The organism is Archangium sp. (genome assembly GCF_036277355.1).
GTDB lineage: Bacteria > Myxococcota > Myxococcia > Myxococcales > Myxococcaceae > Archangium.
In genome coordinates, this window is sequence record NZ_DASUNC010000112.1 from 13,495 (window position 1) to 36,345 (window position 22,851).

The 22,851-nt window shown below is 69.1% G+C and carries 19 protein-coding genes; 10 read left to right on the forward strand and 9 right to left on the reverse strand.

All coding sequences use genetic code 11. The features are described 5' to 3' along the window. The first annotated feature begins 1 nt into the window (after position 1). From hisF to VFZ09_RS29025, 6 genes are all read left to right on the forward strand, one after another. Positions 2-760, forward strand: coding sequence for an imidazole glycerol phosphate synthase subunit HisF (gene hisF, locus VFZ09_RS29000; RefSeq protein ID WP_329730938.1), 759 nt, complete (start codon positions 2-4; stop codon positions 758-760). Further along, positions 761-1,534, forward strand: coding sequence for a histidinol-phosphatase (gene hisN / locus VFZ09_RS29005; RefSeq protein WP_329730939.1), 774 nt, complete (start codon positions 761-763; stop codon positions 1,532-1,534). Further along, positions 1,534-2,169 (forward strand): bifunctional phosphoribosyl-AMP cyclohydrolase/phosphoribosyl-ATP diphosphatase HisIE, encoded by a 636-nt coding sequence (hisIE, locus tag VFZ09_RS29010; protein WP_329730974.1) that lies wholly within the window; start codon positions 1,534-1,536, stop codon positions 2,167-2,169. The genes hisN and hisIE overlap by 1 nt, the downstream gene beginning before the upstream one ends. A gap of 45 nt (positions 2,170-2,214) precedes the next feature. After that, positions 2,215-4,416 (forward strand): carboxypeptidase-like regulatory domain-containing protein, encoded by a 2,202-nt coding sequence (locus VFZ09_RS29015; protein WP_329730940.1) that lies wholly within the window; start codon positions 2,215-2,217, stop codon positions 4,414-4,416. 247 nt (positions 4,417-4,663) lie between these two features. Further along, complete coding sequence (locus tag VFZ09_RS29020) at positions 4,664-8,536, forward strand: kelch repeat-containing protein (RefSeq protein WP_329730975.1); 3,873 nt, start codon at positions 4,664-4,666, stop codon at positions 8,534-8,536. Between the two features lie 112 nt (positions 8,537-8,648). Further along, positions 8,649-8,924 carry a hypothetical protein gene (locus tag VFZ09_RS29025; RefSeq protein WP_329730941.1) on the forward strand — a complete coding sequence of 92 codons (276 nt, stop codon included), beginning with the start codon at positions 8,649-8,651 and terminating at the stop codon, positions 8,922-8,924. A gap of 50 nt (positions 8,925-8,974) precedes the next feature. On the opposite strand, the gene VFZ09_RS29030 is transcribed toward VFZ09_RS29025, so the two are convergent. The 6 genes from VFZ09_RS29030 to VFZ09_RS29055 form a co-directional block, all read right to left on the reverse strand. Then, positions 8,975-9,412, reverse strand: coding sequence for an SMI1/KNR4 family protein (locus tag VFZ09_RS29030; protein ID WP_329730942.1), 438 nt, complete (start codon positions 9,410-9,412; stop codon positions 8,975-8,977). A 22-nt stretch (positions 9,413-9,434) separates the two neighbouring features. Beyond that, a complete protein-coding gene (locus VFZ09_RS29035; protein WP_329730943.1) occupies positions 9,435-9,638 on the reverse strand; it encodes an HNH endonuclease in 204 nt (67 codons plus the stop codon). A gap of 101 nt (positions 9,639-9,739) precedes the next feature. After that, a complete protein-coding gene (locus tag VFZ09_RS29040; RefSeq protein ID WP_329730944.1) occupies positions 9,740-11,635 on the reverse strand; it encodes a ribonuclease R family protein in 1,896 nt (631 codons plus the stop codon). Between the two features lie 14 nt (positions 11,636-11,649). Further along, positions 11,650-12,258: a DUF4276 family protein gene (locus VFZ09_RS29045; protein WP_329730945.1), complete on the reverse strand. Its 609-nt coding sequence runs from the start codon at positions 12,256-12,258 to the stop codon at positions 11,650-11,652. Further along, positions 12,255-13,433: an AAA family ATPase gene (locus tag VFZ09_RS29050; protein WP_329730946.1), complete on the reverse strand. Its 1,179-nt coding sequence runs from the start codon at positions 13,431-13,433 to the stop codon at positions 12,255-12,257. The genes VFZ09_RS29045 and VFZ09_RS29050 overlap by 4 nt, the downstream gene beginning before the upstream one ends. Before the next feature lie 73 nt (positions 13,434-13,506). Further along, on the reverse strand, positions 13,507-14,235 hold the full coding sequence (locus tag VFZ09_RS29055; protein WP_329730947.1) for a sialidase family protein: 729 nt from the start codon (positions 14,233-14,235) through the stop codon (positions 13,507-13,509). Positions 14,236-14,390: 155 nt separating this feature from the next. On the opposite strand from VFZ09_RS29055, the gene VFZ09_RS29060 reads away from it, so the two are divergent. Further along, entirely contained in the window at positions 14,391-16,310 is a 1,920-nt protein-coding gene (locus VFZ09_RS29060; protein ID WP_329730948.1) for an ATP-binding protein, read from the forward strand. Between the two features lie 39 nt (positions 16,311-16,349). On the opposite strand, the gene VFZ09_RS29065 is transcribed toward VFZ09_RS29060, so the two are convergent. Together VFZ09_RS29065 and VFZ09_RS29070 are read right to left on the reverse strand one after the other, a co-directional pair. Then, positions 16,350-17,159, reverse strand: coding sequence for a hypothetical protein (locus VFZ09_RS29065; protein WP_329730949.1), 810 nt, complete (start codon positions 17,157-17,159; stop codon positions 16,350-16,352). Between the two features lie 25 nt (positions 17,160-17,184). Continuing rightward, complete coding sequence (locus tag VFZ09_RS29070) at positions 17,185-18,282, reverse strand: hypothetical protein (protein WP_329730950.1); 1,098 nt, start codon at positions 18,280-18,282, stop codon at positions 17,185-17,187. Positions 18,283-18,359: 77 nt separating this feature from the next. On the opposite strand from VFZ09_RS29070, the gene lpdA reads away from it, so the two are divergent. Then, positions 18,360-19,757 (forward strand): dihydrolipoyl dehydrogenase, encoded by a 1,398-nt coding sequence (lpdA, locus tag VFZ09_RS29075; RefSeq protein ID WP_329730951.1) that lies wholly within the window; start codon positions 18,360-18,362, stop codon positions 19,755-19,757. Between the two features lie 24 nt (positions 19,758-19,781). Here the strand turns inward: lpdA and VFZ09_RS29080 are convergent, their stop codons facing one another. Then, a complete protein-coding gene (locus VFZ09_RS29080; protein WP_329730952.1) occupies positions 19,782-20,390 on the reverse strand; it encodes a DUF72 domain-containing protein in 609 nt (202 codons plus the stop codon). Between the two features lie 193 nt (positions 20,391-20,583). Between VFZ09_RS29080 and lipA the strand changes: the two genes are divergently transcribed. Then, positions 20,584-21,519, forward strand: coding sequence for a lipoyl synthase (gene lipA, locus VFZ09_RS29085; RefSeq protein ID WP_043394636.1), 936 nt, complete (start codon positions 20,584-20,586; stop codon positions 21,517-21,519). A 42-nt stretch (positions 21,520-21,561) separates the two neighbouring features. Beyond that, the gene (locus tag VFZ09_RS29090; protein WP_329730953.1) at positions 21,562-22,845 is read left to right on the forward strand and encodes a dihydrolipoamide acetyltransferase family protein; all 1,284 of its coding nucleotides are present in this window, start codon (positions 21,562-21,564) and stop codon (positions 22,843-22,845) included. The last annotated feature ends 6 nt before the right edge of the window (positions 22,846-22,851 follow it).

The window sequence follows — 22,851 nt, forward strand, 5'->3', positions numbered from 1 at the left end:
GATGCTCACGCGGCGGCTGATCGTCTGTCTGGATGTGAAGGGTGGGCGCGTGGTGAAGGGCGTCCAGTTCGAGGGCCTGCGCGACGTGGGCGACCCCGTGGAGCTGGCCATGCGCTACGAGGAGGCGGGCGCCGACGAGGTGACGTTCCTCGACATCTCCGCGAGCAACGAGGAGCGCGGCACGCTGTGGGACCTGGTGCACCGCACGGCGGAGCGGCTGTTCATCCCGCTCACGGTGGGCGGCGGCGTGCGCACGGTGGATGACGTGGGCCGGGCGCTGCGGGCGGGCGCGGACAAGGTGAGCCTCAACTCGGCGGCGGTGGCCCGTCCCGAGGTGCTCACCGAGTGCGCCGAGCGCTTCGGGGCCCAGTGCGTGGTGGCGAGCATCGACGCCAAGCGGGACGGCGGCCGGTGGCGCGTGTACACCCACGGCGGCAAGAAGGCCACGGAGCTGGACGCGGTGACGTGGGCGCGCGAGTGCGTGAAGCGGGGGGCAGGTGAAATCCTGCTCACGAGCATTGACCGGGACGGGGCCCGTTCGGGGTATGACCTGGAGCTGACGCGGACGATCGCCGAGCAGGTGGACGTTCCGGTCATCGCCTCGGGTGGTGCGGGCAACGCGGAGCATGTCCGGGCCGCGTTGCAGGAGGGGAAGGCGGAGGCGGCGCTGGTGGCGGGAATCCTCCACGACGGCGTCACCACGGTCGGGGCGATCAAGGAGCTGCTCCAGAAGAGCGGCCTCGGGATCAGGAGCCTCTGAATGGATGCGCAGACGTTGATGCAGGCGGCGGAGGAAGTGGCTCGCAAGTCGGGCGACGTGGCCCTGGGCTTCTTCCGCCAGGGCGTCACGGTGGACACCAAGGGCGACGGCACGCCGGTGACGGTGGCGGACCGGACCGCCGAGAAGACGGCCCGCGAGTGGATTGAAGCCCGCTTCCCCGAGGACGGCATCCTCGGGGAGGAGTTCGGCGAGACGCGCGCCGGGGCGAAGCGCCGGTGGATCCTGGATCCCATCGACGGGACGAAGACGTTCATCCGGGGCGTGCCGCTGTGGGGCACGCTGGTGGCGGTGGCGGAGGGCGAGAAGATCCTCGCGGGCGCGGCGTACTTCCCGCCGGTGGGGGAGATGCTGGTGGCGGCGCCGGGGCAGGGGTGCTGGTGGAACGGGAAGCGGACGCGGGTGTCGGAGCAGGCGGACCTGTCCAAGGCGGTGGTGCTGTCCACGGACGAGCGCTTCCTGGTGCACCCGGACAGAGGGGCGAAGTGGCGGGCGCTGACGGCGAAGGCGGCCGTGGCCCGGACGTGGGGTGACTGCTACGGCTACCTGCTGCTGGCCACGGGGCGGGCGGAGGTGATGGTGGACGAGCTGCTGTCGCCCTGGGACGCGGCGGCCTTGCAGCCCATCGTCGAGGAGGCGGGCGGAGTGTTCACGGACTGGACGGGGACGCGGACCTCGTTCGGCGGCAATGGAATCGCGACGAACGCGGCGCTCGCGGAGCAGGTGCGCGAGCTGCTGGGTGCGAAGAGGGCATGATGCTGGACTTGTCGAAGCTGGATTTCACCAAGGGCAACGGGCTGGTGACGGTGGTGACGCAGGACGCGCACTCGGGCGACCTGCTGATGGTGGCGCACGCGGACCGCGAGGCGTTGGAGAAGACGCTGGAGACGGGCGAGATGTACTACCGCTCGCGCACGCGGGGCCTGTGGCACAAGGGCGGCACGAGCGGCAACGTGCAGCGCGTGGTGTCCCTGACGGCGGACTGCGATGGGGACGCGGTGCTGGCGCGCGTGACGAAGGCGGGCCCGGCGTGCCACACCGGGGCGGAGACCTGCTTCGACATCGGTCCGGTGGACGCGCTCGTCGAGCTGGATCGCACCATCGCCCAGCGGGCGGCGAAAGCGCCGGAGCCGGGGGAGAAGCCGAGCTACACGCGGCGGCTCCTGGACGACCGCAACCTGCGCATGAAGAAGATCGGCGAGGAGGGCGCGGAGCTGGTGACGGCGTGCGCGGACGGGGACAAGGAGCGCGCGATGGAGGAGGCGGCGGACGTGCTCTACCACGTGCTGGTGGCGGTGCGGCCGCTGGGCATCACGCTGGATGACGTGAAGGCGGTGCTCGCGCGCCGGGCGGGAAGAACTCCCTCTCCCGCCGGGAGAGGGACGGGGTGAGGGTGCCCGTCACCGTACCGAACCCCACTTGGGAACAAGAGTTTGATGAGACGCCGGTGGATACTCGGAGCCTCGCTCTCCGTGCTGCTGTTGGGCCTCGTGTTGGTGCTGTGGCTCGTCCTCCGGGGTGAACCCGGGTCCCCCGCGCGAGGAGCCGAGGCCCCCGCGCGTGCGTCCGGTCCGAGCTCCGCATCGCTGCTCCAGGCTCTGTTCCAGGACACTCCCCCAACCCCGGAGGACCCACGCCTGCACATCCGTGGCCGCGTGCTGGGGGCCCGAGGTCCCGTGGCGGGGGCGGTGGTGCTCGCGTCGGCGCCGGTGCACGGGGAGTCCCTCTCGACACTGCCGTGCAAGGGGAGGGGCTTTCGTTCCGGAGCGACGGTGCTCGACTGCGCTTTTGTTTCCTCGAGCGCGGAGCTGGCGGAGTGGGTGGCACAGCGCCAGGGCGAGGTGCCCGTGCTCGGCCGGGCCACGACGGGGGCGGATGGCTCCTTCACGCTGGAGAAGCTGGAAGCGGGCCGGTACACGCTCTGGGTGGAGAGCGCCGAGGGCACGGGCCTGCGGCACGGCGTGGCCGCGGGGGAGGAGGGGGTGGAGCTGCGGCTCGGCGCGGGCGTGCGGCTGTCGGGCGAGGTCGTCGATGACGGCTCCGATCCCGTTCCGGGCGCGCTCGTCACCGCCATCTTCAACGCGGAGAGCCGCTTCTTCGAGACGCTCACGGATGCGAGCGGCCGGTACCAGCTCGGACCGTTCCCTCCTGGCGAGTACGCATTCGTCGTCTCCAAGGAGGGCCTGAGGAGCAAGACCGACAGGCTGTCGCTCCACTCGACGAAGACGGACAAGACCTTCTTCCTGGAGCGCCCGAGGCGGATCTCCGGCCTCGTCCTGCGCGCGGGGGCTCCGGTGGCGGGGGCGAAGGTGCTGGCCACGGCTCACTCGCTCGCCTTCGGGGACGAGACCGTCACCTTCACGGACGCGCGGGGACGCTTCTTCCTCGAGGGACTGAGGCCCGGGCTCCAGAAGCTCTTCGCCACGCACGCCGGGGAGGGTGCCAGCGCGGAGGTGCCCATCTTCGAGGAGACGCTCGAGCGCACGGACATCACGCTCGAGCTGGCGCCAGCCGCCGAGGTGCACGGGGTGGTACGCGACGACTCGGGGCAACCCATCGAGGGGGCACATGTCTCCACGAATCTGAGGCTGGAGCGCAGCTCGGTGCTGTTGCTGGTGGAGACGGACGCGGAGGGGCGCTACCGGCTGGCTCCGGTGTGGCCCGGCCCGGTGCGCTTCGAGGTCTCCAAGCGGGAGGACTTCCAGCTCCACCACTCCGAGCGGACCCTCCCGGCGGGGGAGAGCACCGTGGACTTCACCCTGACGCGCTGGCTGCGCGTCGACGGCGTCCTGGTGGACACGGAGGAGCGGCCCATCGAGGGCGAGTACGCGGTGCTGGCGCCGCTCGAGGGCTGGGAGAAGGGAGTCTGGGACAAGGTCCAGACGGGACCGGAGGGACGCTTCTCCCTCATCGCGCCCCAGCCCGGGCGCCACATGCTCCACATCGGAGGCCGGCGGGTGCGCTACCGCGCGGTGGAGGTGCTCGCCCCATCGAGCCAGCACGTCGTCGCCGAGCGCTTTCCCTCCGTGGTGGGAGAGGTGGTGGACGAGGCGGGCATGCCCATGCCTGGTGTCGCGGTGGGGCTCTGGCCCGAGGGCTCCGGGAAGCTCCGCGAGCAGCTCGACGGGGACAAGACGGATGCCTGGGGACGCTTCGCGCTCTCGGTCCCCGAGGCGGGGCGCTACCGGCTCGCCGCGGAGCTGGATGAGAACACGCTCGTCCGTGCGGCCTCTCAGCTCATCTCGCTCGGAGGGGGCGAGACCCGGCTGAAGCTGCTCGTCCCAACGGGAAGGCCCGTGTCGGGAGTGGTGGTGGATCCGCGCGGCAATCCCATTCCGCGAATCCGTCTGCGCGTGAGAGCGCCCCAGGAGTTCGAGGACGTGGGAGGCGGCTGGTCGTTCCGGGGCGTGAGCACGGATGAGGACGGCCGTTTCTCCTTCCACGAGCTCGCGGGCGAGGAGCTCCTCCTGCACGTCTGGGAGCCAGGTTATGACTTCGACGCCTCGCACGGCATCGGGCCTCGGGGTCCCCTGCGCCTCAGGCCTGGAGACTCGTGGTTGCGCCTCGTGCTCGTCCGGGTAGGACCTGTCCGGGACCCGTACGAGAAGTTCAGGGAGGACGAGGAGTTGGGCGATTGAAACCCTCTGGGCCATGTCTTCCATTCCAGACAATCCCTCTCTTGCTGGGGCTTCGCCGGGCCCACTGAAAGTCATACAAAAGCCATGTCATTCCTCTTCACTCTCGGCGAAAGTCTCCAGGCCGTTCAAACGCCAGGGAGGCTGAATGACGAAGGTGAGTCTTCGGAAGAGGATCCTGCCGTGGGTCTGTGCGTGGGCCGTGGGCTGCGGACCCGCCGGAGGGGGAGATGAACCCCAGACGTTGTCTGTGAGGCAGGACGCGGCCGAGGGCGGTGTGGTGCTGCAACCCAACGTCATCCAGGGCCGGGTGCGGTTCACCAACCAGAACCCGGAGATCCTGCAGATGCTGGAGACGGACCCCCGGCGTCTGGCGCTGGTGACGGCCACCAGCACGAGCCCCACGGGCTACCAGGCGCGCTCGGAGTTGCGCAACCTGACGAGCATGAGGAACGGGTTCGACTTCGAGCTGTCCGTGGAGTCGAGCGTGGGGGGCGACACCGGGATCCTCTACACGGTGGCTCCGCGTTGGACGTCGAGGCTCATCCCCGACGACGCCGTCTACTCCTTCCAGCCCGCCACGGGCGTGAGGGTCCGTCCCCTCCATCAGCAGCCCGAGCCGGCCGAGCTGGAATTCCAGGAGTGTACCGGGGTGGTGCAGCTCCAGTGGGGCACCGACGAGACGTGCGCCCAACCCGTGGGGGTGTTCGACGTCTACTGGGGCGGCCACTACCAGGGCCGTTACACTTCGGGACGTCTCAACTCCTTCGTTCGTGGGGGGACGAGCGGGAAGACGAGGGTGGTGTATCGGGTGGGGACGAGTCTCGCCACCGATTCGCGTACCCTGTCGAGGGATGTGGAGTGGAGCGCGGCCTGTGACGAGGTCGTCAAGGTGTGCATCGCCGTTCCGGGACCCGGAGAACTGGGGGCTCTCACCGGACCCTGGGACATCGTGGGCGAGCAGACGCTGTGGGAGCGGTCCGTTTCGATCCACGGTGGACCCGATAGCAATGTCCGCCGGGTGAGCGCCTCGGGCCTTGATGTGGTGAGGGCACCGGTCTCGGAGCCGAGCCGTTGGTGGACGGCCCCGAACCTCGTGCCGGGTCAATATTCGAGTTGGGGCCGCGGGCATCTGCGCGCGGGACGCGAGTTCACCTGGTTCAATACCCCCACCATTGGCCCCATCACAGCGGTCGCGGGGCGGACCCTGCCGGTGTCTCGGGAAGAGGCAGGGGGCCCGCGCTACCCCTTCGTCATGCGGCCCGCGTACATCCATGGGGCCATCCGCCTGGCGGATCCCTACGTCGCCGCGAACCCGGGGGCCTCCAGCTCCCTGGAGGGACTCTTCTTCGAGGCGGATCATGACAGCAACAAGGACGGGCGGCCCAACTACACCTCCTTCTTCCAGACCGGCCGGTACAGCACGTCCCTGCGGGCGAGGGTGGGTGACGGCTGGTCCTCCACGTCGTTCCGCAACGCGTTCGACACGGCGCGGGGAGAGCTGAGCTCCAGCTACGAGCAGGCGCTCATGAGCGCTTATGATGAGCCCAGGACTTCCACCCAGGAGATGCTCCGGCTCGGCTTCTGGACGCAGGGGTACACCCGCGTCACCCGGCCCGGGGCGTATGATCCGGCGAGCTATCGCCATGGCTGGCTCGACCTCTCCCAGAAGAAGAGCCCCTCCGCGCTGCTCGGCCCCGGGCAGCAGCACCGGGTGGACCACGAATACTGCTTCAATGAGGTGCAGCTCGAGTATTCGACGGCGGGCCAGCGCTTCTTCAATCCGTCCGTGGTGGTGAGTGGACGGCTCAAGGGCACGGACTGGCGGGGCGTGGCCGCGGACTACACCGTCTCGGGAACGATGTGGGGCATCCCCGCGGCGGTGGGCATTCCGGAGGCCGAGGCCATCACCTACGCCGCGTCGAGCGGCTCGGTGCGCCTGGCTCTGCCACAGGGGGACTACACGCTGACGCCGGGGGCCAGCTTCGTCAACGACAGCGGCCAGGTGAACACGGCCACCTTCCGGCCCCAGCAGTTCACCCTGGGGTGCGGCCAGCGGCTCAAGCTGGTGCCGCCGCTGGCGGTGAACCTGCACCCGCGGCCGTCCTGTGCGGCGAGCGGCTCGGTGACGGTGTCGGGCGTGGTGAAGAGCAGCCCCGCCGAGGTGGATCGCATCTGGTACCAGGTGGGCGATGGCCCCGAGGTGACGTACTGCACGAACTGCGGGATCGATCCGGGCTTCTCCTTCCCGGTGTCGCTCCAGACGTGCGGCAACACGGTGAAGGTGTCCGCCTTCAGCGCGGGGCTGCCCGCGCCGGCCACCGGCTTCCAGGAGCTCGTCTGGGATGACCCGGCCGATGGCCCGAGCTGCGCGGACTCCACGTGTGTCAACCGCCCGCCGGTGGCGCGTTGCCGCAACGTGCGGCTGCCCGCGGATGGGACGTGCCAGGGCAGTGCCTCGGTGGAGGATGGCTCGGAGGACCCGGAGGACGGAGCGGTGACGTGCACGCAGTCACCTGCGGGCCCCTACGCGAAGGGCACGCACCCGGTGACGCTCACCTGCACCGACTCGCAGGGCGCCAGCGCCTCGTGTGAGGCGACGGTGACGGTGCTCGACGAGACGGCGCCCTCGCTGGTGTGCCCGGCGGTGCCGGCGCTCGAGTGCGGCGAGGGGGGGGCGGTGGCCAGTTTCGCGCCCTCGGCCCGGGACGCCTGCGGCGCGGTGAGCCCCGTGTGCTCGCCAGCCTCGGGCAGCCATTTCGCCCTGGGCTCCACCCCCGTGAGCTGCTCGGCCATGGATGGAGCGGGCAACGCGGCGAGCTGCGTCTTCCCGGTGACGGTGGTGGACACGCGGGCTGCCGAGCTGGTGCTCAACGGGCCGGCGGTCCTCACGCTGCGCCGCGGGCTGGACGCGTATACCGAGCAGGGCGCGACGGCCTCGGATGCGTGCCAGGGAGATCTGTCCTCGCAGGTGGCCATCTCCGGCGCCGTGGATACGACGGAGGCCGGGCGCTACACCGTCTCCTACTCGGTGACGGATGCGTCCGGGAACACGGCCAGTGCCACGCGCGTGGTGGACGTGGTGGGCGAGCCGGTGTGCTCCGCGACGCCCGCCACGACGGGGTGGGGCACCACCGGCCGCTTGTCGGCGCAGCGCCTGCTGCACACCGCCACCCGGCTGGCCGGAGGCAAGGTGCTGGTGGTGGGGGGCTACACGTGGGCCTCGGAGCTGTACGAACCGGCCACCAGGAGCTGGACGGCCACGGGCAGTGCCCTGGCCACCCACCGCGAGCACACGGCGACGCCGCTGATGGATGGCCGGGTGCTGGTGGCGGGCGGGGATGGCAGTGAGAGCGGCGACTTCGTGGAGGTATATGACCCGGCCACGGGCCTGTGGTCGCTCACCGGCCGGATGGGGATGGCGCGCCGCCAGCACACGGCGGTGGGGCTGACGGATGGGCGGGTGCTCGTCACGGGCGGGCTGGATGATGGCGGGCTGCTGCTGGCCTCGGCGGAGGTGTATGACCCGGCCACCGGGCTGTGGACGGCCACCGGACGCATGGGGACGGCGCGCCGCAACCACACGGCGACGGTGCTGCCCTCGGGCCAGGTGCTGGTGACGGGAGGCACGGATTCGGGGGGAGCGCTGCTGGCCTCGGTGGAGGTGTATGACCCGGCCACTGGCGCCTGGGCTTCCGTTCGCGGCATGGGAACGGCCCGGCGCTACCACACGGCGACGGTGCTGCCCTCGGGCCGTGTGCTCGTGGCGGGTGGAGCGGGGCAGGAGGCGCCCGCGAGCGCCACGGCGGAGGTGTATGACCCGGTCAGCGGGGAGTGGAGCTCCGCGGGGAGCATGGGCCAGCCGCGGCGCTACCACACGGCGACGGTGCTGGCTTCGGGCAAGGTGCTGGTGGTGGGCGGCTACCACGAGGCCACGGGCATCCACACGTCGGCGGAGGTGTACGAGCCGGCCACGGGCCTGTGGTGCGCGGTGGCGAGCCTGGGCGTAGCGCGCTACCAGCACACCGCCACGTTGCTGGACTCCGACAGGGTGCTGGTGGCCGGAGGCACGAGCAACGGCGACCAGGCGTCCGCGGAGCTGTATGACCCGGGCGTGAAGTAGCTCCCGGACGCAGCCTGTTCTGGCGCCGCCCCTCACCCTCCGAAGTCCGCCCTCGGCTTCGCACCGGGAGACCCCCACGGGCCCCCGTGCATCCGTCTCCAGCACCCACTCCGTGCCCTGGGCCCTGTTCCAGGCCGCTCCCGCCGCTTCCCGAGCCACGCGCCTCCCCATCCGAGGGCTGGTGCGTGGCTCGAAGGGCCCCGTGGCGGGGGCGGTGGTGCTCGCCGCGGCACTGGGTCATGACTTCGACGCCTCGCACGGCATCGGGCCTCGGGGTCCCCTGCGCCTCAGGCCTGGGGATTCTTGGTTGCGCCTCGTGCTCGTCCGGGTAGGACCTGTCCGGGACCCGTACGAGAAGTTCAGGGAGGACGAGGAGCCGGGCGATTGAAACCCATGCGCGTGATGTGCATGGAGGGGCCGGACACCGTGCCCTCCGTCTCAATCGTCGTATAGGCCCGCCAGGAATTGCTGAAAGCTGTCGGCGACGGGGTAGACCTGAGCCTCTGTTGAGACGAGCACGATCCGGGGCTCCTCGAGTGACTCCCTGTAGTCGAAGCAGATCGGCTCGCCGCCTGGGGTATCGCCGAACGGGTAGATCCGCGGTGGAATGTAGGGCCGGAAGACGTCGTACTTGTGCTGGATGAAGTAGGTTTCGTGTTCTGGATGCTCTGTCACCGTCAGCAGCACGCTGAGCGCATTGGAGCTCCTGCCGACATTGAAGGAGTTGGGGACCGGGGTCATGCCCTGGTAGAGCGAGACCAGCCGCTTGTATTCACCGGGTAGCCGGACACCCCAGGTGGTCTCAATCCGCTCGATTTCACCTGGAAGGGCAGGGTGGGGCTCCTTCCACAAGTAGCTCCGCCAGCGGAGGCTCATTCTCCAGCGCTCCTTTCTCTTCTCATGGTGCCTTGTAACCACCGCCCCAGATGGACATCCCTCCCGTGTGGGGCATGGCCAGGTCATGGGCGCTTCTCGTGATGAGCTGCATCCTCCCGACATCCTGATGGTGGTGCCAGGTATGGCCTACCGGAGGCTCCTTGCTCATGGGGAGATGCATGATGTCATCCGGTGAAGTCGTCAGGGGACTCATCAGGGGAGTCATCTCCGCGTGATATCCCCTCTCCCCCCGGGAGAGGGACGGGGTGAGGGTACCCGTCCCCGTGTTCAACCCCACTCGGCCATCCTCTCGAGCCGGGTGGGGCCTCACCCCGCGAGCGCGAGCTCGACGCGGCCGTGCTGTTCATCGGTGGAGGCCACGCGCACCTGCAGGGGCATGCCGATGGTGAAGGTGCGCGAGGCGCTCACGAGCGACGTCTCCCGGGGATCGGGCTGGTAGGGCCCGTCGGGCAGCGACTCCGCGGGGAGGTTGGCTTCCACCAGCATGCCATCGAGCTGGACGAGCAGCCCGGAGGGCCGCACGCGGGTGATCCGTCCGGTGAACTCGCGGCCCACGTGCGAGGCCATCACCCGCGCCTCCAGCACGCGGTGGCGATCCTTCTCGGCGCGGCTGGCGGTGCGGGAGCGCTCGTTGAGGTGCACCCCGAGCTGCTCGATGGCGGGGTCCTCGTGCACGAAGTCGCGGCGGCCGCGCAGGTACTGCTTGAGGGCGCGGTGGACGGAGAGGTCCGCGTAGCGCCGGATGGGCGAGGTGAAGTGGAGGTAGGCGCGGGCGGCGAGGCCGAAGTGCATGGCCGGAACCACGGTGTAGCGAGAGGGCCCCAGCGAGCGCCGCAGCACCGAGCGCAGGGCCGGTTCCGCGGTGCACCCCGCGATCTGCCGATCGAACGCGGCGAGCGCCAGCGGGGTGAGCCTGCGGCCGAAGCCCGCGCCGAAGCCCGAGTGCTGCGCGAAGGCGGCCAGGTCCGCCACGCGCTGCGGCTCCGGCTCGTCCTGGACGCGGAAGAGGGCGGGGACGCCGCGATCGATGAGCCAGCCCGCGATGGCCTCGTTGGCGGCGACCATGAAGCGCTCCACCATCGTGTGCGCCGTCGTGGGCCGCACGGCCTCGATGCCGGAGACCTCGCCCGTCTCCTCGTCGAAGGTGAAGCGGGCCTCGTCGCGTGACATCTCGATGCCACCGCGCCCGGCCCGCGCCACCGCCAGCCGCGCCGCCGCCGCGCGGAACCAGGGCATGGCCTCGCGCACCGCCGCCATGGGCCCGGACACCTCGCCCTTGTCGAGGTAGTCCGCCACCTCCGTGTAGCTCAGCTTCGCCCACGAGCGGATGAGGCTCTCGTAGACGTCCGCCGCGGTGACGCGGCCCTCGGGGTCGATGCGCAGCTCCACCGTGAGGCACAGCCGATCCTCTCCGGGCACGAGGCTGAGCCAGTTCGTCGAGAGCTCCTCGGGGAGCATGGGCAGCATGGCACCGGCGAGGTACACGCTGGTGGCCCGCTCGCGCGCCACCCGGTCCAACGCGGAGCCCTCGGTGACGAACTCGGCGGGGTCGGCGATGGAGACGAACAGGCGCAGGGCCCCGTCGCCGCCCGCGGGCAGCACGGAGATGGCGTCGTCGATGACGCGCGTGGACGGGGCGTCCACGGTGACGGTGGGCACCTGGCGCAGGTCGCGCCGTCCCCTGAGCGCATGCGGCACGGTGAGGACCCGTTGCACCTCGGCGTGGACCTCGGGGTCGAAGTCGCGGCGCAGCCCATGGCGCACGATGATGCGCTCCAGCGAGCGATCCGCTCCGGGCTCCAGCTTGCGCAGCAACCACGCCTTGCCGTCGGCGACGCGGGCCACCACCGCGTCCTGGGGCTGCACCTCGACGCCGGCCGTCTCCAGCGGCCAGTCACCGTTGCCCACGTCGCGGTCGATGCGCAGGTGGACGGCGCCCTTGCGCAGCACCACCTCGCCGAAGATCTCCTGGCGTGGGCGCTTCAGCAGGGACAGTCCGCTCGCGCTCCACCGGCCATCCTCCGAGGCCGTCACCGTCGCGGAGACGACGTCATCGGCGAGGTACGGGTTGAGCTCGGGCGGCGGGATGAACGCGGAGAGCACCTCGTCGGAGCCGGACGGCTGCACGACGAGGAAGCCGAAGCCGCGAGGGTGGACGTCGATGCGGCCGGTGACGGTGCGCGAAGGGGAGGGCGTTTCCATGGGGCGCCGGCATGCTACCCGCCGCGTGGCGGTGGCTGTACGCCACAAATGGTGGCGAGGGTGCGCACCAACTTGTCGAAGCTATCCGAGCGCGCCCTGACATGTGGAATGTCGAGCTGCTGTGTCTCCGTGAGTTGATGCGCCGTGGGCCGATAATTCTGGACGAAGCGAGCCATGGCTCCCTTGGCATCGCGGATCTGCTCGGGAGACGAGGCCAGTCCTGCCTTGGTGCGCTCTCCATCCGGCCGGCTCCAGAGCAGCCAGGATTCGTACTCTCGGCACGCCATCACTGCACCACCCGTCACGATGGAGGTGACGATGGCGCTGGCATCAGGTCCCCAGACCGCAGGGCAGTCGTCGTCCGCATCGCAGAGCACGATGACTGCCTGGGCTTTTTCCTGTCGTTGTGCAAGCCGGACGAAACGTTCGACTTCTTTTCTGACACAGGGGCGGCGGGGACTGGGGTGCTTCCCATCCACGAGTTGACCACGTGGCATCTTCAGGGCCGCTTCGGTGACCCTCCAGTCCGAGACCTGGAGGTAATTGAAGAGGATGCGGTTGCAGAGCCTGGGGAAGGACTGCTTCTCGCCCTCTCCCTCGACGATGCATGCGAGGCGCTTCATGGCGTGGTAGGGGGCTCGAGGGTCGCGGGTGCATCTCCCTGGATCCGCAAGGGCGTTGTCCTCATCAACTCGGCGGCACTGAAGAGTCCCTCCCGCACGATCTGACGTTGTTCGGTGTCCAGAGGACCAACGCGGGTGACGCCCGAACGATAGTCACAGACCAGGAGCTCCTCGTCCTTGGCCGCGTCGAGAAGTTCCGGGCTGTGCGTGGTGATGAGCACGGCACCGCGCTGGGATGCCTGCTTCAACGCTTCGAAGAGCACGGCGGTTGCCCCTGGGTGGAGGTGAACTTCTGGCTCCTCGACGATCAGGACCGCTTGCGGCTCCAGTTGCCGGGCGGCAACGAGGATGCCCAACGCGCGGAGCGCACCATCCGACATCTCCATGGCCGTGAATGGAGCAACACCCCCCGTGGCCTGGCGCTGATTGAACTCCAGCGTCCAGTAGTGACCGGCCTTGGGCGTATCAATCTCCACCAACCCCGGGACCATTCGTTTCATTGATTCGAGAACGTCCTCGTACGAGCCGTCCTTGCGCTTGCGGAGGTGATCGATCGCCTCCGCGATGTTGCTGCCTGATTCGTTGAGGAAGACCTCATCGGAACCGAGGTAGGGTTTTCTCATCTCGTCGGGATTCAACCGGTATCGGCGCATCCCATGAGCGGGAATGCCCATGGGCTTGTTGGAATTCAAGATGGAAATCTGCTTCAAGAACAGCGCGAGGCTTGCCTGGGGAGCCAAGGGAGGAAGTTGTACCGGCTGGGGCGGGGATAGCTGGACGATGCCATCCTCACCTCGGGAGACCGTACCAACGGTCGCGCCATCCTTGACTTCGTCCACGCTTTCGCTGGCGAACTTCCAGGACTTGCCCTGGTCGAACTCGATGACGCAATCATACTGCGTGTAGTTGTTGTCGAGCGCCGCCCGGGATGCCGCAACACGGAGAGAGAGGAGGACTTCGCCTCGTGGCGCCCGCTGCCAGCGCCGCAACCCCGTGATTCCTCCGCGGCGCGTAATCGCGGCGGATGCATCCGTCAGTTCGCTGATGAAAACGAGTGCATCGGCGAAGTTCGACTTTCCACTGCCGTTGGGACCGACCAGCACGGTGAAGGGCGCGAGATCGACTCGAGCGCTCTCGATGCTCCGGTAGTTCTTCAGCTCGATGCGACGCCACATGCAGGGCACTCTCCTTGCCTGGCTGTAAGGTCTACCAGAAGGAACTGGGGTCAGGGCGATATCCCACCCCGCTTCAGTGCGCGGGGACGAGCTTGTTGCCCTCGCGCCGCCAGGAGAGCGGCAGCCGGGCGCGCACCTGGGGAGTGCCTCCGGGCTCCTGCCGCTCCACGCGCACGGCCTGGTCGTCCAGCGACAGCTTCCAGGTCTCACCGGAGGGGCCCCGTGCCTCGGACTCCGGCTGCGCGGAGGGCATCCGGGGCGGCTCCTTCGGGGTGCTCCAGGTCCTGCCTCCGTCACGTGTGGTGATGGCTCGGACCGGGGCGTTCTCCTCGTTCGCGTCCGACAGCCACACCGTGCCCCGTTGGCCATCCGTCCACTCCATCTGCTCCGGCCACTCGGACCAGACGGCCTTGGGCAGCCTGCTCCGGCGCTTCCACGTCGCCCCGCAGTCCGAGCTCGCGAACAGGGTCAGCTCCCCCGGGCCCTCCGTGGTCCAGCCCACGAGGACCCGGCCCTGGCAGCCCTCGAACTCCACGAAGAGCACCTCGCTGTGCTCCACCGCGGGGAGGACCTCGGTCCAATGCGCTCCACCGTCCGTGCTGCGCAGCAGCAGGGCGCGCAGGGGATGCGAGGGCACGGAGAGCTTGCCGGAGAGGTAGAGGCCCGCCTCCGCTCGTGCCGGAGCCGTGAGCCCCGTGAGGGTCATCGTGACCTCGTCGCCGGACTCGGCCGCGCCCGCTCTCAGTGTCACGGGCGGCGGGGGTGGGGCGGCGAGCAGCGCGCAGAGACACAGGAGGATCATCCGGCAACTCCTCGGTTCGGGAAGGCGAGGAGACCCGCACCGTGGGAGTGTGTCCATGAAATTCCGGACAAGCGTGGGTCCTCGGCGGGCCACAGCGGGACCATTCCCCTGCCCGCCTGGTTTCGAAAAGCCCGGATTGGCCCCAGAATGCTGCCATGGCGCTTCCCATTTCCGTCGAGACGAGCCAGGACCTCCCCCCGCCACACGAGCCCCACGCCGAGGCCTCTTCGGGTCCCGAGAAGGTCTCGGGGCTCCTGCGCTTGCTGGACTTCTTCCTCTCGGACGCCATGCGCCACGCGCCTCCCGGAGATCTCGTCCGCCACCGGGTGCTCGTGGGCTCCGCGTGTTTCATGGTGGTGTTCACCCTGGTGTACACGGTGGGCACGGTGTTCGCGCCGTACTCCGCCCTCCCGAGCGCCATGGGCGTGTTCTACCTGGTGGCGCTGCTGGCGGCGCGCAAGGCCACCACGATCGAGGGTCCCGCGTTCTTCATGTTGGCGGGCATCACGGGCAGTTTCGTGGGCGGCCTCTTCATGAACGAGCCCCACCGCGAAGGCGGCGTGCACGCCATCTACCTGCTGCTGCCCGCCCTCGCCGTGTACCTGCTGGGGACGCGCCAGGCGCTGCTCTACACCCTCGTCGTCGCCGTGATGATGGACGGAGTCCATCCGCTCTCCGTCGTGGACCGCCTCGGCCTGTCCTCCCAGGACGCGGTGTCCCGGTTCTGGATCCGGCACGCCATGTCGGGCTTCACCTTCGTGGGCATCTGGGGACTGAGCGCGTTGCACAGCATCGCGCGGGCCGCGGCCTACCATTCGCTCGAGTGGGCCTTGAAGAAGCTTCGGGGCAGTGAGCGCAAGTTGAGCAGCATCATCGAGAGCACCGATGACATCGTGGCCTCGGTGGACACCGAGGGGCGCCTGCTCGTCGCCAACTCGGCCATGAGACAATTCCACCGGAAGCTCTTCGGCGCGGAGCTGGAGCTGGGGCAGCCGCTCTTGCGCAACTCGACGCCGGAGCGGACCCAGCTCTGGTCGGAGCGCTTTGCCCAGGTGCAGCGAGGCCAGCGCCTGCGCATGGAGGACACCTTCATCCTGGAGGGCTCGCGGGTCGTGCTGGACATCTGCCTGCACCCCATCCTGGCGGAGGACGGCCAGACGGTGGGGGTGACGCTCTTCGGCCATGACATCACCAGCCGCAAGGAGGCGGAGGTCCGGCTGGGAGAGATGCACCGCACCCTGGTGGATGTCTCCCGCCAGATGGGCATGGCCGAGGTCGCCACCGGTGTGCTCCACAACGTGGGCAACACCCTCAACAGCGTCAACATCTCCACCACGCTCGTCACCGAGCAGCTCCGCCGCTCCCGCGTCACCGGACTGGCCAAGGCCACCAGCCTGTTGCGCGAGCACTCCGCGGACATGGCCTCCTTCCTCACCCAGGACACGCAGGGCAAGCAGCTGCCGCCCTATCTGGTCGCGGTGTCGGATCAGCTGGTGGAGGAGCGGGAGAACATGCTCAAGGAGATGGAGTCGCTCGGCCACAGTGTCGAGCACATCAAGTCCATCGTCAGCATGCAGCAGCGGCACGCGCGCTCGGCGGGAGCGGTGGAGCAGGTGGCCGTGCCCCAGCTCATCGACGAGGCCCTGCGCCTGCACGCCATCTCCTTCGAGCGGCTGGCCATCCGCATCGAGCGCGAGTACGCCGAGGTGCCGGAGATCTTCGTGGATCGGCACAAGCTGCTGCAGATCCTCATCAACCTGCTGAGCAACGCGCGCCACGCGTTGGTGGACAGCCGGCAAGCGGACAAGTGTCTGCGCATCCACGTTCAGCGCACGTCCGAGGCGGAGCGGCTGCGCATCGAGGTGAAGGACAATGGGGTGGGCATCGCCGCGGAGAACCTGGCGCGCATGTTCACCCAGGGCTTCACCACCAAGAAGGACGGGCACGGCTTCGGGCTGCACATCAGCGCCCTGGCCGCCGAGGAGATGAAGGGGAAGCTGTCCTGCACCAGCCCCGGCCCCGGCCATGGCGCCACCTTCACGCTCGATCTGCCCGTGAAGGTCGAGGCCGCCTGAGCGTGTCCCCTCCCCGGGGAAGGGGAGGGGGAGACCCGGTCAAGTGGGGGGGAGTGCTCGTTCCACCAGCGACACCAGGTCCGCCTGGACGCCCAGCACCGCGAAGCCGAAGTTGCCCCAGTTGTAGATGTCCCGCTGCTTCACGTCCGCACCGCCCCCGAGCAGCCGCAGCCGCGCGTAGGCGTGCACGTCACCCTTCGTGTTCAACGGAAGGCCCAGCGTCAGCGCCACGTCGTAGATGCCGCCCGTCGTGTTGCCGAGCAGTCCGAGGGTGGACAGCGCATCCGCCTCGAGTCCCGCCCACACGCGCGAGGGCAGCTCGTAGCGCAGCCGCGTCTTCAACGCGCCCACCACGCCGATGTCGCTCTCCTTCGCGTAGCGCGTTCCGTCCACCGAGCCGAAGGCCACCACCGCGTTGCGGATCTGCACGCTCGCGCCGATGTCCCAGGTGAAGCGCTCTCCGTTGACGAGCCGGTACAGGTAGCTGGCCCGGTACCCCTCGAAGAGGTAGCGGCTGTCCACCACGGTGCCCGTGGGGAACAGCGTGCCCCGGAAGTCGATGTCCTTCGCCAGCGTCGCGCGCGTGGTGATGTCGAAGGGCGCGTACAGCAGGATGATGCCGTGCCGCTGCCCCAGCCGCGCCTCCAGCGCGATGCGTTGGCTGCGGTACAGGTTGTCTTTCTGGTTGATGTCGCCGGCCTCGTACGAGGTGCCCGTCGGGCCGTAGCGTCCATCATTCTGGAAGATGGCGGCCGGCCCCGTCTCGTACTCGGCGACGAGCGCCGACAGCGGACTTTGGGCCAGGGCGGGAGTGGACATCAGCATCAGGGCGAGCAGGTGGATTCGCATAGAGGCCCCTTGGATGCTGAACCGCTCACCGCGTTCCGCGCGCCTCCACCTCGTTCAGCGTGAGCGTGTCCTTGTCCGGAAACACACTGAGCGCCTCCACGTCCAGCAGTGGTACCGGCAGCGCGCAGGTCTCCCACTGGCCGGTACCCTTGAAGCGGCAGGCCACCGGATCCACGAAGCTCGTGTTGCTGTCCGGGTCGTGCTTCCCCAGGCCCTCCGCGGTGCGGACGGCGGCGCGCAACGTGCCCGGGCCCCTGGCGCGCACCCGCAGCGCGGACAGCTGGCGCACGGGCGGCTCGAACACCGCGCTCAGCGCGCCGTCCTTCTGCCAGCGGTCTCCCTGGGGCTTCGCCGCGAGCGCCACGCCCGTGGCCTCCTGTCCGTCGAAGGACTGCTCTCCACCCGGAATCCCCACGGTGCGGTCCGGTTTCAGCACGGCGCTCTCGCCGGCCGGCCTCTCCTGGACGAGCTGCGTCAACGCGGGGACGGCGCCGCGCACCACGGCCGCGTGCAGCACGTTCGCGGGGAGCTGGCCCGCCTTCGCGCACACCGGGGCCAGCTGGCCAAGCGTCTCCTTCTGCGCATCCGTGAGGCTGTCCTGGGGCAGGGCGGCGGGAGCCAGCAGGGCGCGCGACACCTCGGTACAGGCTTCCGGTGTCCCCGGCCCGGCATGTTCCAGGTACCAGCGCAGGTTGGAGGAGTCGGCCGGGCGTCCCGCCATCAGCCCCAGCACCGCGCGTGTGACATGACTCGCACAGGGGTTGGCTCCGGCCTGGCACCGCTGGCACAGGGTCTCCAGCAGCTCCCGCAGGGGCGGCGCGCCCGCCTCGAGCTGCGAGCGGGCATCCAGGGCCGGGCCGAGCTCACAGGCGCGCACCGGGGGCTTCGGGCAGGCGTCGAGCTGTTGCCGGGCCCTCGCGAAGGCGGCGGGGTTTCCGGGGGCTCGCACCGCGCCTTCCAGGGCGCGCTCCAGGGTGCGGCAGGCCTGGTCGCTCGCCGAGGCGGTTGGGGAGGGCGGGGGCTCGGCCCGGCGTTCGCCGCGGTGGGTCACGAAATAGAGGCGGATGAAGGCCACCAGGGCGAGGGTCATCAGCAGCAGGGTTCGGAGTGGGAAGCGTCGCACGGGTTGCAAACTCCTTGATTCCGGCCGGGATGGGTGGTTATCAGCGCCGCTCGGGTACATCCACTCCGGAGGCGTTCGTGGCTGAGACTTTCGACGTGGTGATCATCGGTTCGGGCCCCGGCGGGTATGTCGGTGCGATCCGGGCCGCGCAGCTGGGGCTGAAGACGGCCATTATCGAGAAGGACAAGCGCTTGGGTGGCACCTGCCTCCACCGCGGTTGCATCCCCACCAAGTCGCTCCTGTGGTCCGCGGCCCTGCTGCACCACATCCGCGAGGCCGCTGACTTCGGTATCGAGGTGCCGGCCCCGGTGGTCAACTGGGCCAAGGTGCAGGAGCACAAGCAGAAGGTGGTCACCAAGGGTGCCAACGGCATCGACTACCTGATGAAGAAGAACAAGATCACCGTCATCAAGGGCCACGGCCGCATCGCCGGCAAGGGCAAGGTCGAGGTGGCTCTCGAGGGCGGTGGCAAGCAGTCGCTGGACACCAAGAACATCATCATCGCCACCGGCTCGGTGCCCAAGTCCCTGCCCAACGTGGCGGTGGACCACAAGCGCGTCCTCAACAGCGACTCCATCCTGGAGCTGGACCGCATCCCCAAGAGCCTGATCGTCATCGGCGCCGGCGCCGTGGGCTGCGAGTTCGCCTCCGTCTTCAACCACATGGGCACCCAGGTCTCCATCGTGGAGTACATGCCCAACCTGCTCCCCATCGAGGACATCGACTGCTCGAAGGAGCTGGAGAAGCACTTCAAGCGCCGGAAGATCGATCTGCACACCGGCGCCAAGGTGGAGAAGGTCGAGACCACCGCCACCGGTGCGAAGCTCACCATGACGGTGGGCACCGAGACGCGCACCATCGAGGCCGAGTACGTCCTGTCCGCCGTGGGCCGCGCGCCCGTCAGCGAGGACATCGGGCTGCAGCTCACGTCCATCAAGGCCGAGCGCGGCTTCATCAAGACGGACGCGATGATGCGCACCACCGAGCCCAACGTGTACGCCATCGGTGACGTCATCCCCACGCCGATGCTCGCCCACGTCGCCAGCGCCGAGTGCGTCCTCGCCGTCGAGCACATCGCCGGCAAGAACCCCGCCCCCATCAACTACGACCTCACCCCCTCCGCCACCTACTGCTACCCCGAGGTGGCTTCCGTGGGTCTCACGGAGAAGAAGGCCAAGGAGCGCGGCTACGACGTCAAGGCCGCCATCTTCCCGTTCTCCGCCGTCACCAAGGCCTCCATCTCCAACGAGGCCTTCGGCATGATCAAGGTCGTCTCCGACAAGAAGTATGACGAGGTGCTCGGTGTGCACCTCGTGGGCCCCCACGCCACCGAGCTCCTCGCCGAGGCCTGCGTCGCCATGCGCCTGGAGATCACCACCGAGGAGCTCGCCCACACCATGCACGCCCACCCGACCCTCTCCGAGATCATCAAGGAGGGCGCCGAGGCCACCCTGGGTCATCCGATCCACATCTGAGGCACGGGGGGTTCTGGGTTGTGATCAGGCCGTTCGGGACTCTTCTGTCTCGGACGGCCTTCGCATGTCTGGCGGTGGGTACACCTTCACTCGCCCCAGCAGCTCCGCCAGATCGAACAAGCCTCCCGTGAGGCGCGGTGGGGGCACCGGGACGAGGTCGTGCTCGCACACCGCCGCGCCCCGGCGATCCAGCACCTCCAGCACCTCGGCGTGGTACCAGGCCGCGTCGCGGAACTCGACGACGTACTGGACGCCTCGCGGCAGCGCGGCCAGGAAGCGATCCAGCCGCTCCGGATCCGGCTTCTTCATCTGCGGCGGCAACTGCCACAGCACCGGACCCAGCTTGGAGCCCAGGCGCAGGATGACGCTGAAGTAGCGCTCCAGGCCCTCGCCCACGTCCGTCAGCCGCTTCATGTGCGTGAGGTAGCGGCTGCCCTTGCACGCGAACTTGAAGCCCCCCGGTGTCTGCTCCCTCCAGCGGGCGAAGTAGGGAAGCCAGCGGCTGGCTGGCAGCCCGGTTGGATAGAAGAGTCCCTTCCAGTGCTTGTAGACGTAGCCGCTCGTCCCCAGGTGGATGGCCCTCATGCCGCTGGCATGGGCACTCCCGCCCTCCCGGGCTCCTGGCGCCCGCAACGTGCTCCCCTCATCCTTCGCGCAAGCTGTGCTTACGGCTCCGGGGAGCAGGCACGGACCCCCGAAACGGCCCCTCACTGCCCGCTCATGATGGCGCCGTTACAACAGGCGGGAACTCGGGGAAGCTGACGCCTCGCGTCAAGGCTTCCCGCTTGACCCTGCTTTCGCCCAACCCGTAGAAGGCCCGCGACCCATGGCAACTCCCGATCGTTTCCCCCTGCCGCAGGTATCCGAGTCCACCCGGAAGCCCGAGTGGTTGAAGGTACGTCTCCCCAGTGGAGATGGATACGAGCGGGTGAAATCCATCGTGCGCCGCACGAAGCTCGCCACGGTGTGCGAGGAGGCTCGCTGCCCCAACATCGCCGAGTGCTGGGGCGGTGGCACCGCCACGGTCATGCTCATGGGCGAGGTCTGCACCCGCGCCTGCCGCTTCTGCCACGTGAAGGTCGGTGCGCCGCCTCCGTTGGATCCCATGGAGCCCATCCACCTGGCCCAGGCCGTCAAGGAGATGGACCTCGAGTACATCGTCGTCACCTCCGTGAACCGCGATGACCGGCCGGATGGGGGCGCCAGCCACTTCGCCTCGGCCATCCGCGAGCTGCGCCAGCACTCGCCCAAGACGGTCGTCGAGGTGCTGATCCCCGACTTCAAGGGCGTGGAGCGCGACCTCACCACCGTGGCCGAGGCCCGCCCCCACGTGGTGGCCCACAACGTCGAGACGGTGGAGCGCCTCACCCCCACCGTGCGGGATCGCCGCGCCACCTACCGCCAGTCGCTCAAGGTGCTCGAGTACCTCAAGCAGCGGCCCGAGAAGCTCTACACGAAGACTTCCGTCATGGTCGGTCTGGGCGAGACCGACGCCGAGCTGGATCAGACCTTCAAGGATCTGCGCGCCGTGGGCGTGGACGTGCTCACGCTCGGCCAGTACCTGCAGCCGTCGCAGTACCACCTGCGCGTGGAGCGCTTCGTCACCCCGCAGCAGTTCGCGGACTACAAGCAGCTCGCCGAGTCCTACGGCTTCCTGTACGTCGCCTCCGGGCCCCTCGTGCGCTCCAGCTACCGCGCCGCCGAGTTCTTCATGAAGGGCCTCATGGAGCGTGAGCGCCTGGGGCTCGCCGGCAACACCTGATTTCCTTCCCCACACCCTCACTCCCGAAACGGACCCCCGCGAATGGCGATCTTCGAGTTCAAGCTGCCCGATCTTGGCGAAGGCGTGCAGGAGGGCGAGCTCGTCAAGTGGCACGTCAAGCCCGGCGACACCGTCAAGCAGGACCAGACGCTCGCCGAGGTCATGACCGACAAGGCCACCGTGACCGTGCCCAGCCCCAAGGCCGGCCGTGTCGTGCAGACGCACGGCAACGAAGGCGACATGGCCAAGGTCCATCAGGTCCTCGTCACCATGGAGATCGAGGGCGCCGCTCCCGTCCAGGCCTCGGGTCATGGGGCTCCCGCCGCTCACGGGGCTCCCGCCGCCGCCGCTGCTGCTCCGGCCGCCGCCGCTGCCCAGGCCAATGGTCCGCAGGCCGCCTCCAAGGTGCTGGCCACGCCGCTCACCCGCCGCATGGCCGCCGAGCACGGGCTGAACCTCGCGGAGATCTCCGGCTCCGGTCCCCAGGGCCGCGTGATGAAGGCGGATGTCGTGGCCGCCCTCGAGGGTGGCCGCTCCGAGCGCAATGAGGTGGCTCCCGCCGCCGCCCCCGCGCAGCAGGCCCGTCCCGCCGCGCCCTCCGTGGCCCCGGGCCGTGGCGACGAGCGGATTGCCCTGCGCGGCCTGCGCAAGAAGATCGCCGAGAAGATGGTGCGCTCGAAGTTCACCGCGCCCCACTTCGGCTTCGTCGAGGAGGTGGACTGCACCGAGCTCGTCGCCCTGCGCAAGCGCCTCAACGAGACCCTGGTGAACGCCGGTGAGAAGACGAAGCTGTCCTTCCTGCCCTTCATCATCAAGGCCACGATCGCGGCGATGAAGAAGTACCCGCACCTCAACGCCAACATGGACGAGGCTGCCCAGGAGCTCGTCGTGCGCGGTGAGTTCAACATCGGCATCGCCGTGGCCACCCACGAGGGCCTCACCGTCCCCGTCATCAAGAACGCGGACCGTCTGTCCCTGCGCGAGCTGGCCGAGGAGGTCGTCCGCCTCAGCACCGCCGCGAGGGATCGCAAGCTGAAGATGGAGGAGCTCACCGGAGGCTCCTTCACCATCACCTCGCTGGGACAGACCGGCGGCATCTTCGCCACGCCCATCATCAACCACCCCGAGGTGGCCATCATGGGCATCCACCGCATGCGCAAGCGTCCCGCGGTGGACGACAATGGCCAGGTCGTCGTGCGCGAGATGATGAACGTCTCCATCTCCGCCGATCACCGCGTCATCGATGGCCAGGTCGCCGCTGACTTCGTGTACGAGGTCATCAAGTTCCTGGAGCATCCGGACATGCTGTTCCTGGCCATGGCCTGACGGCCG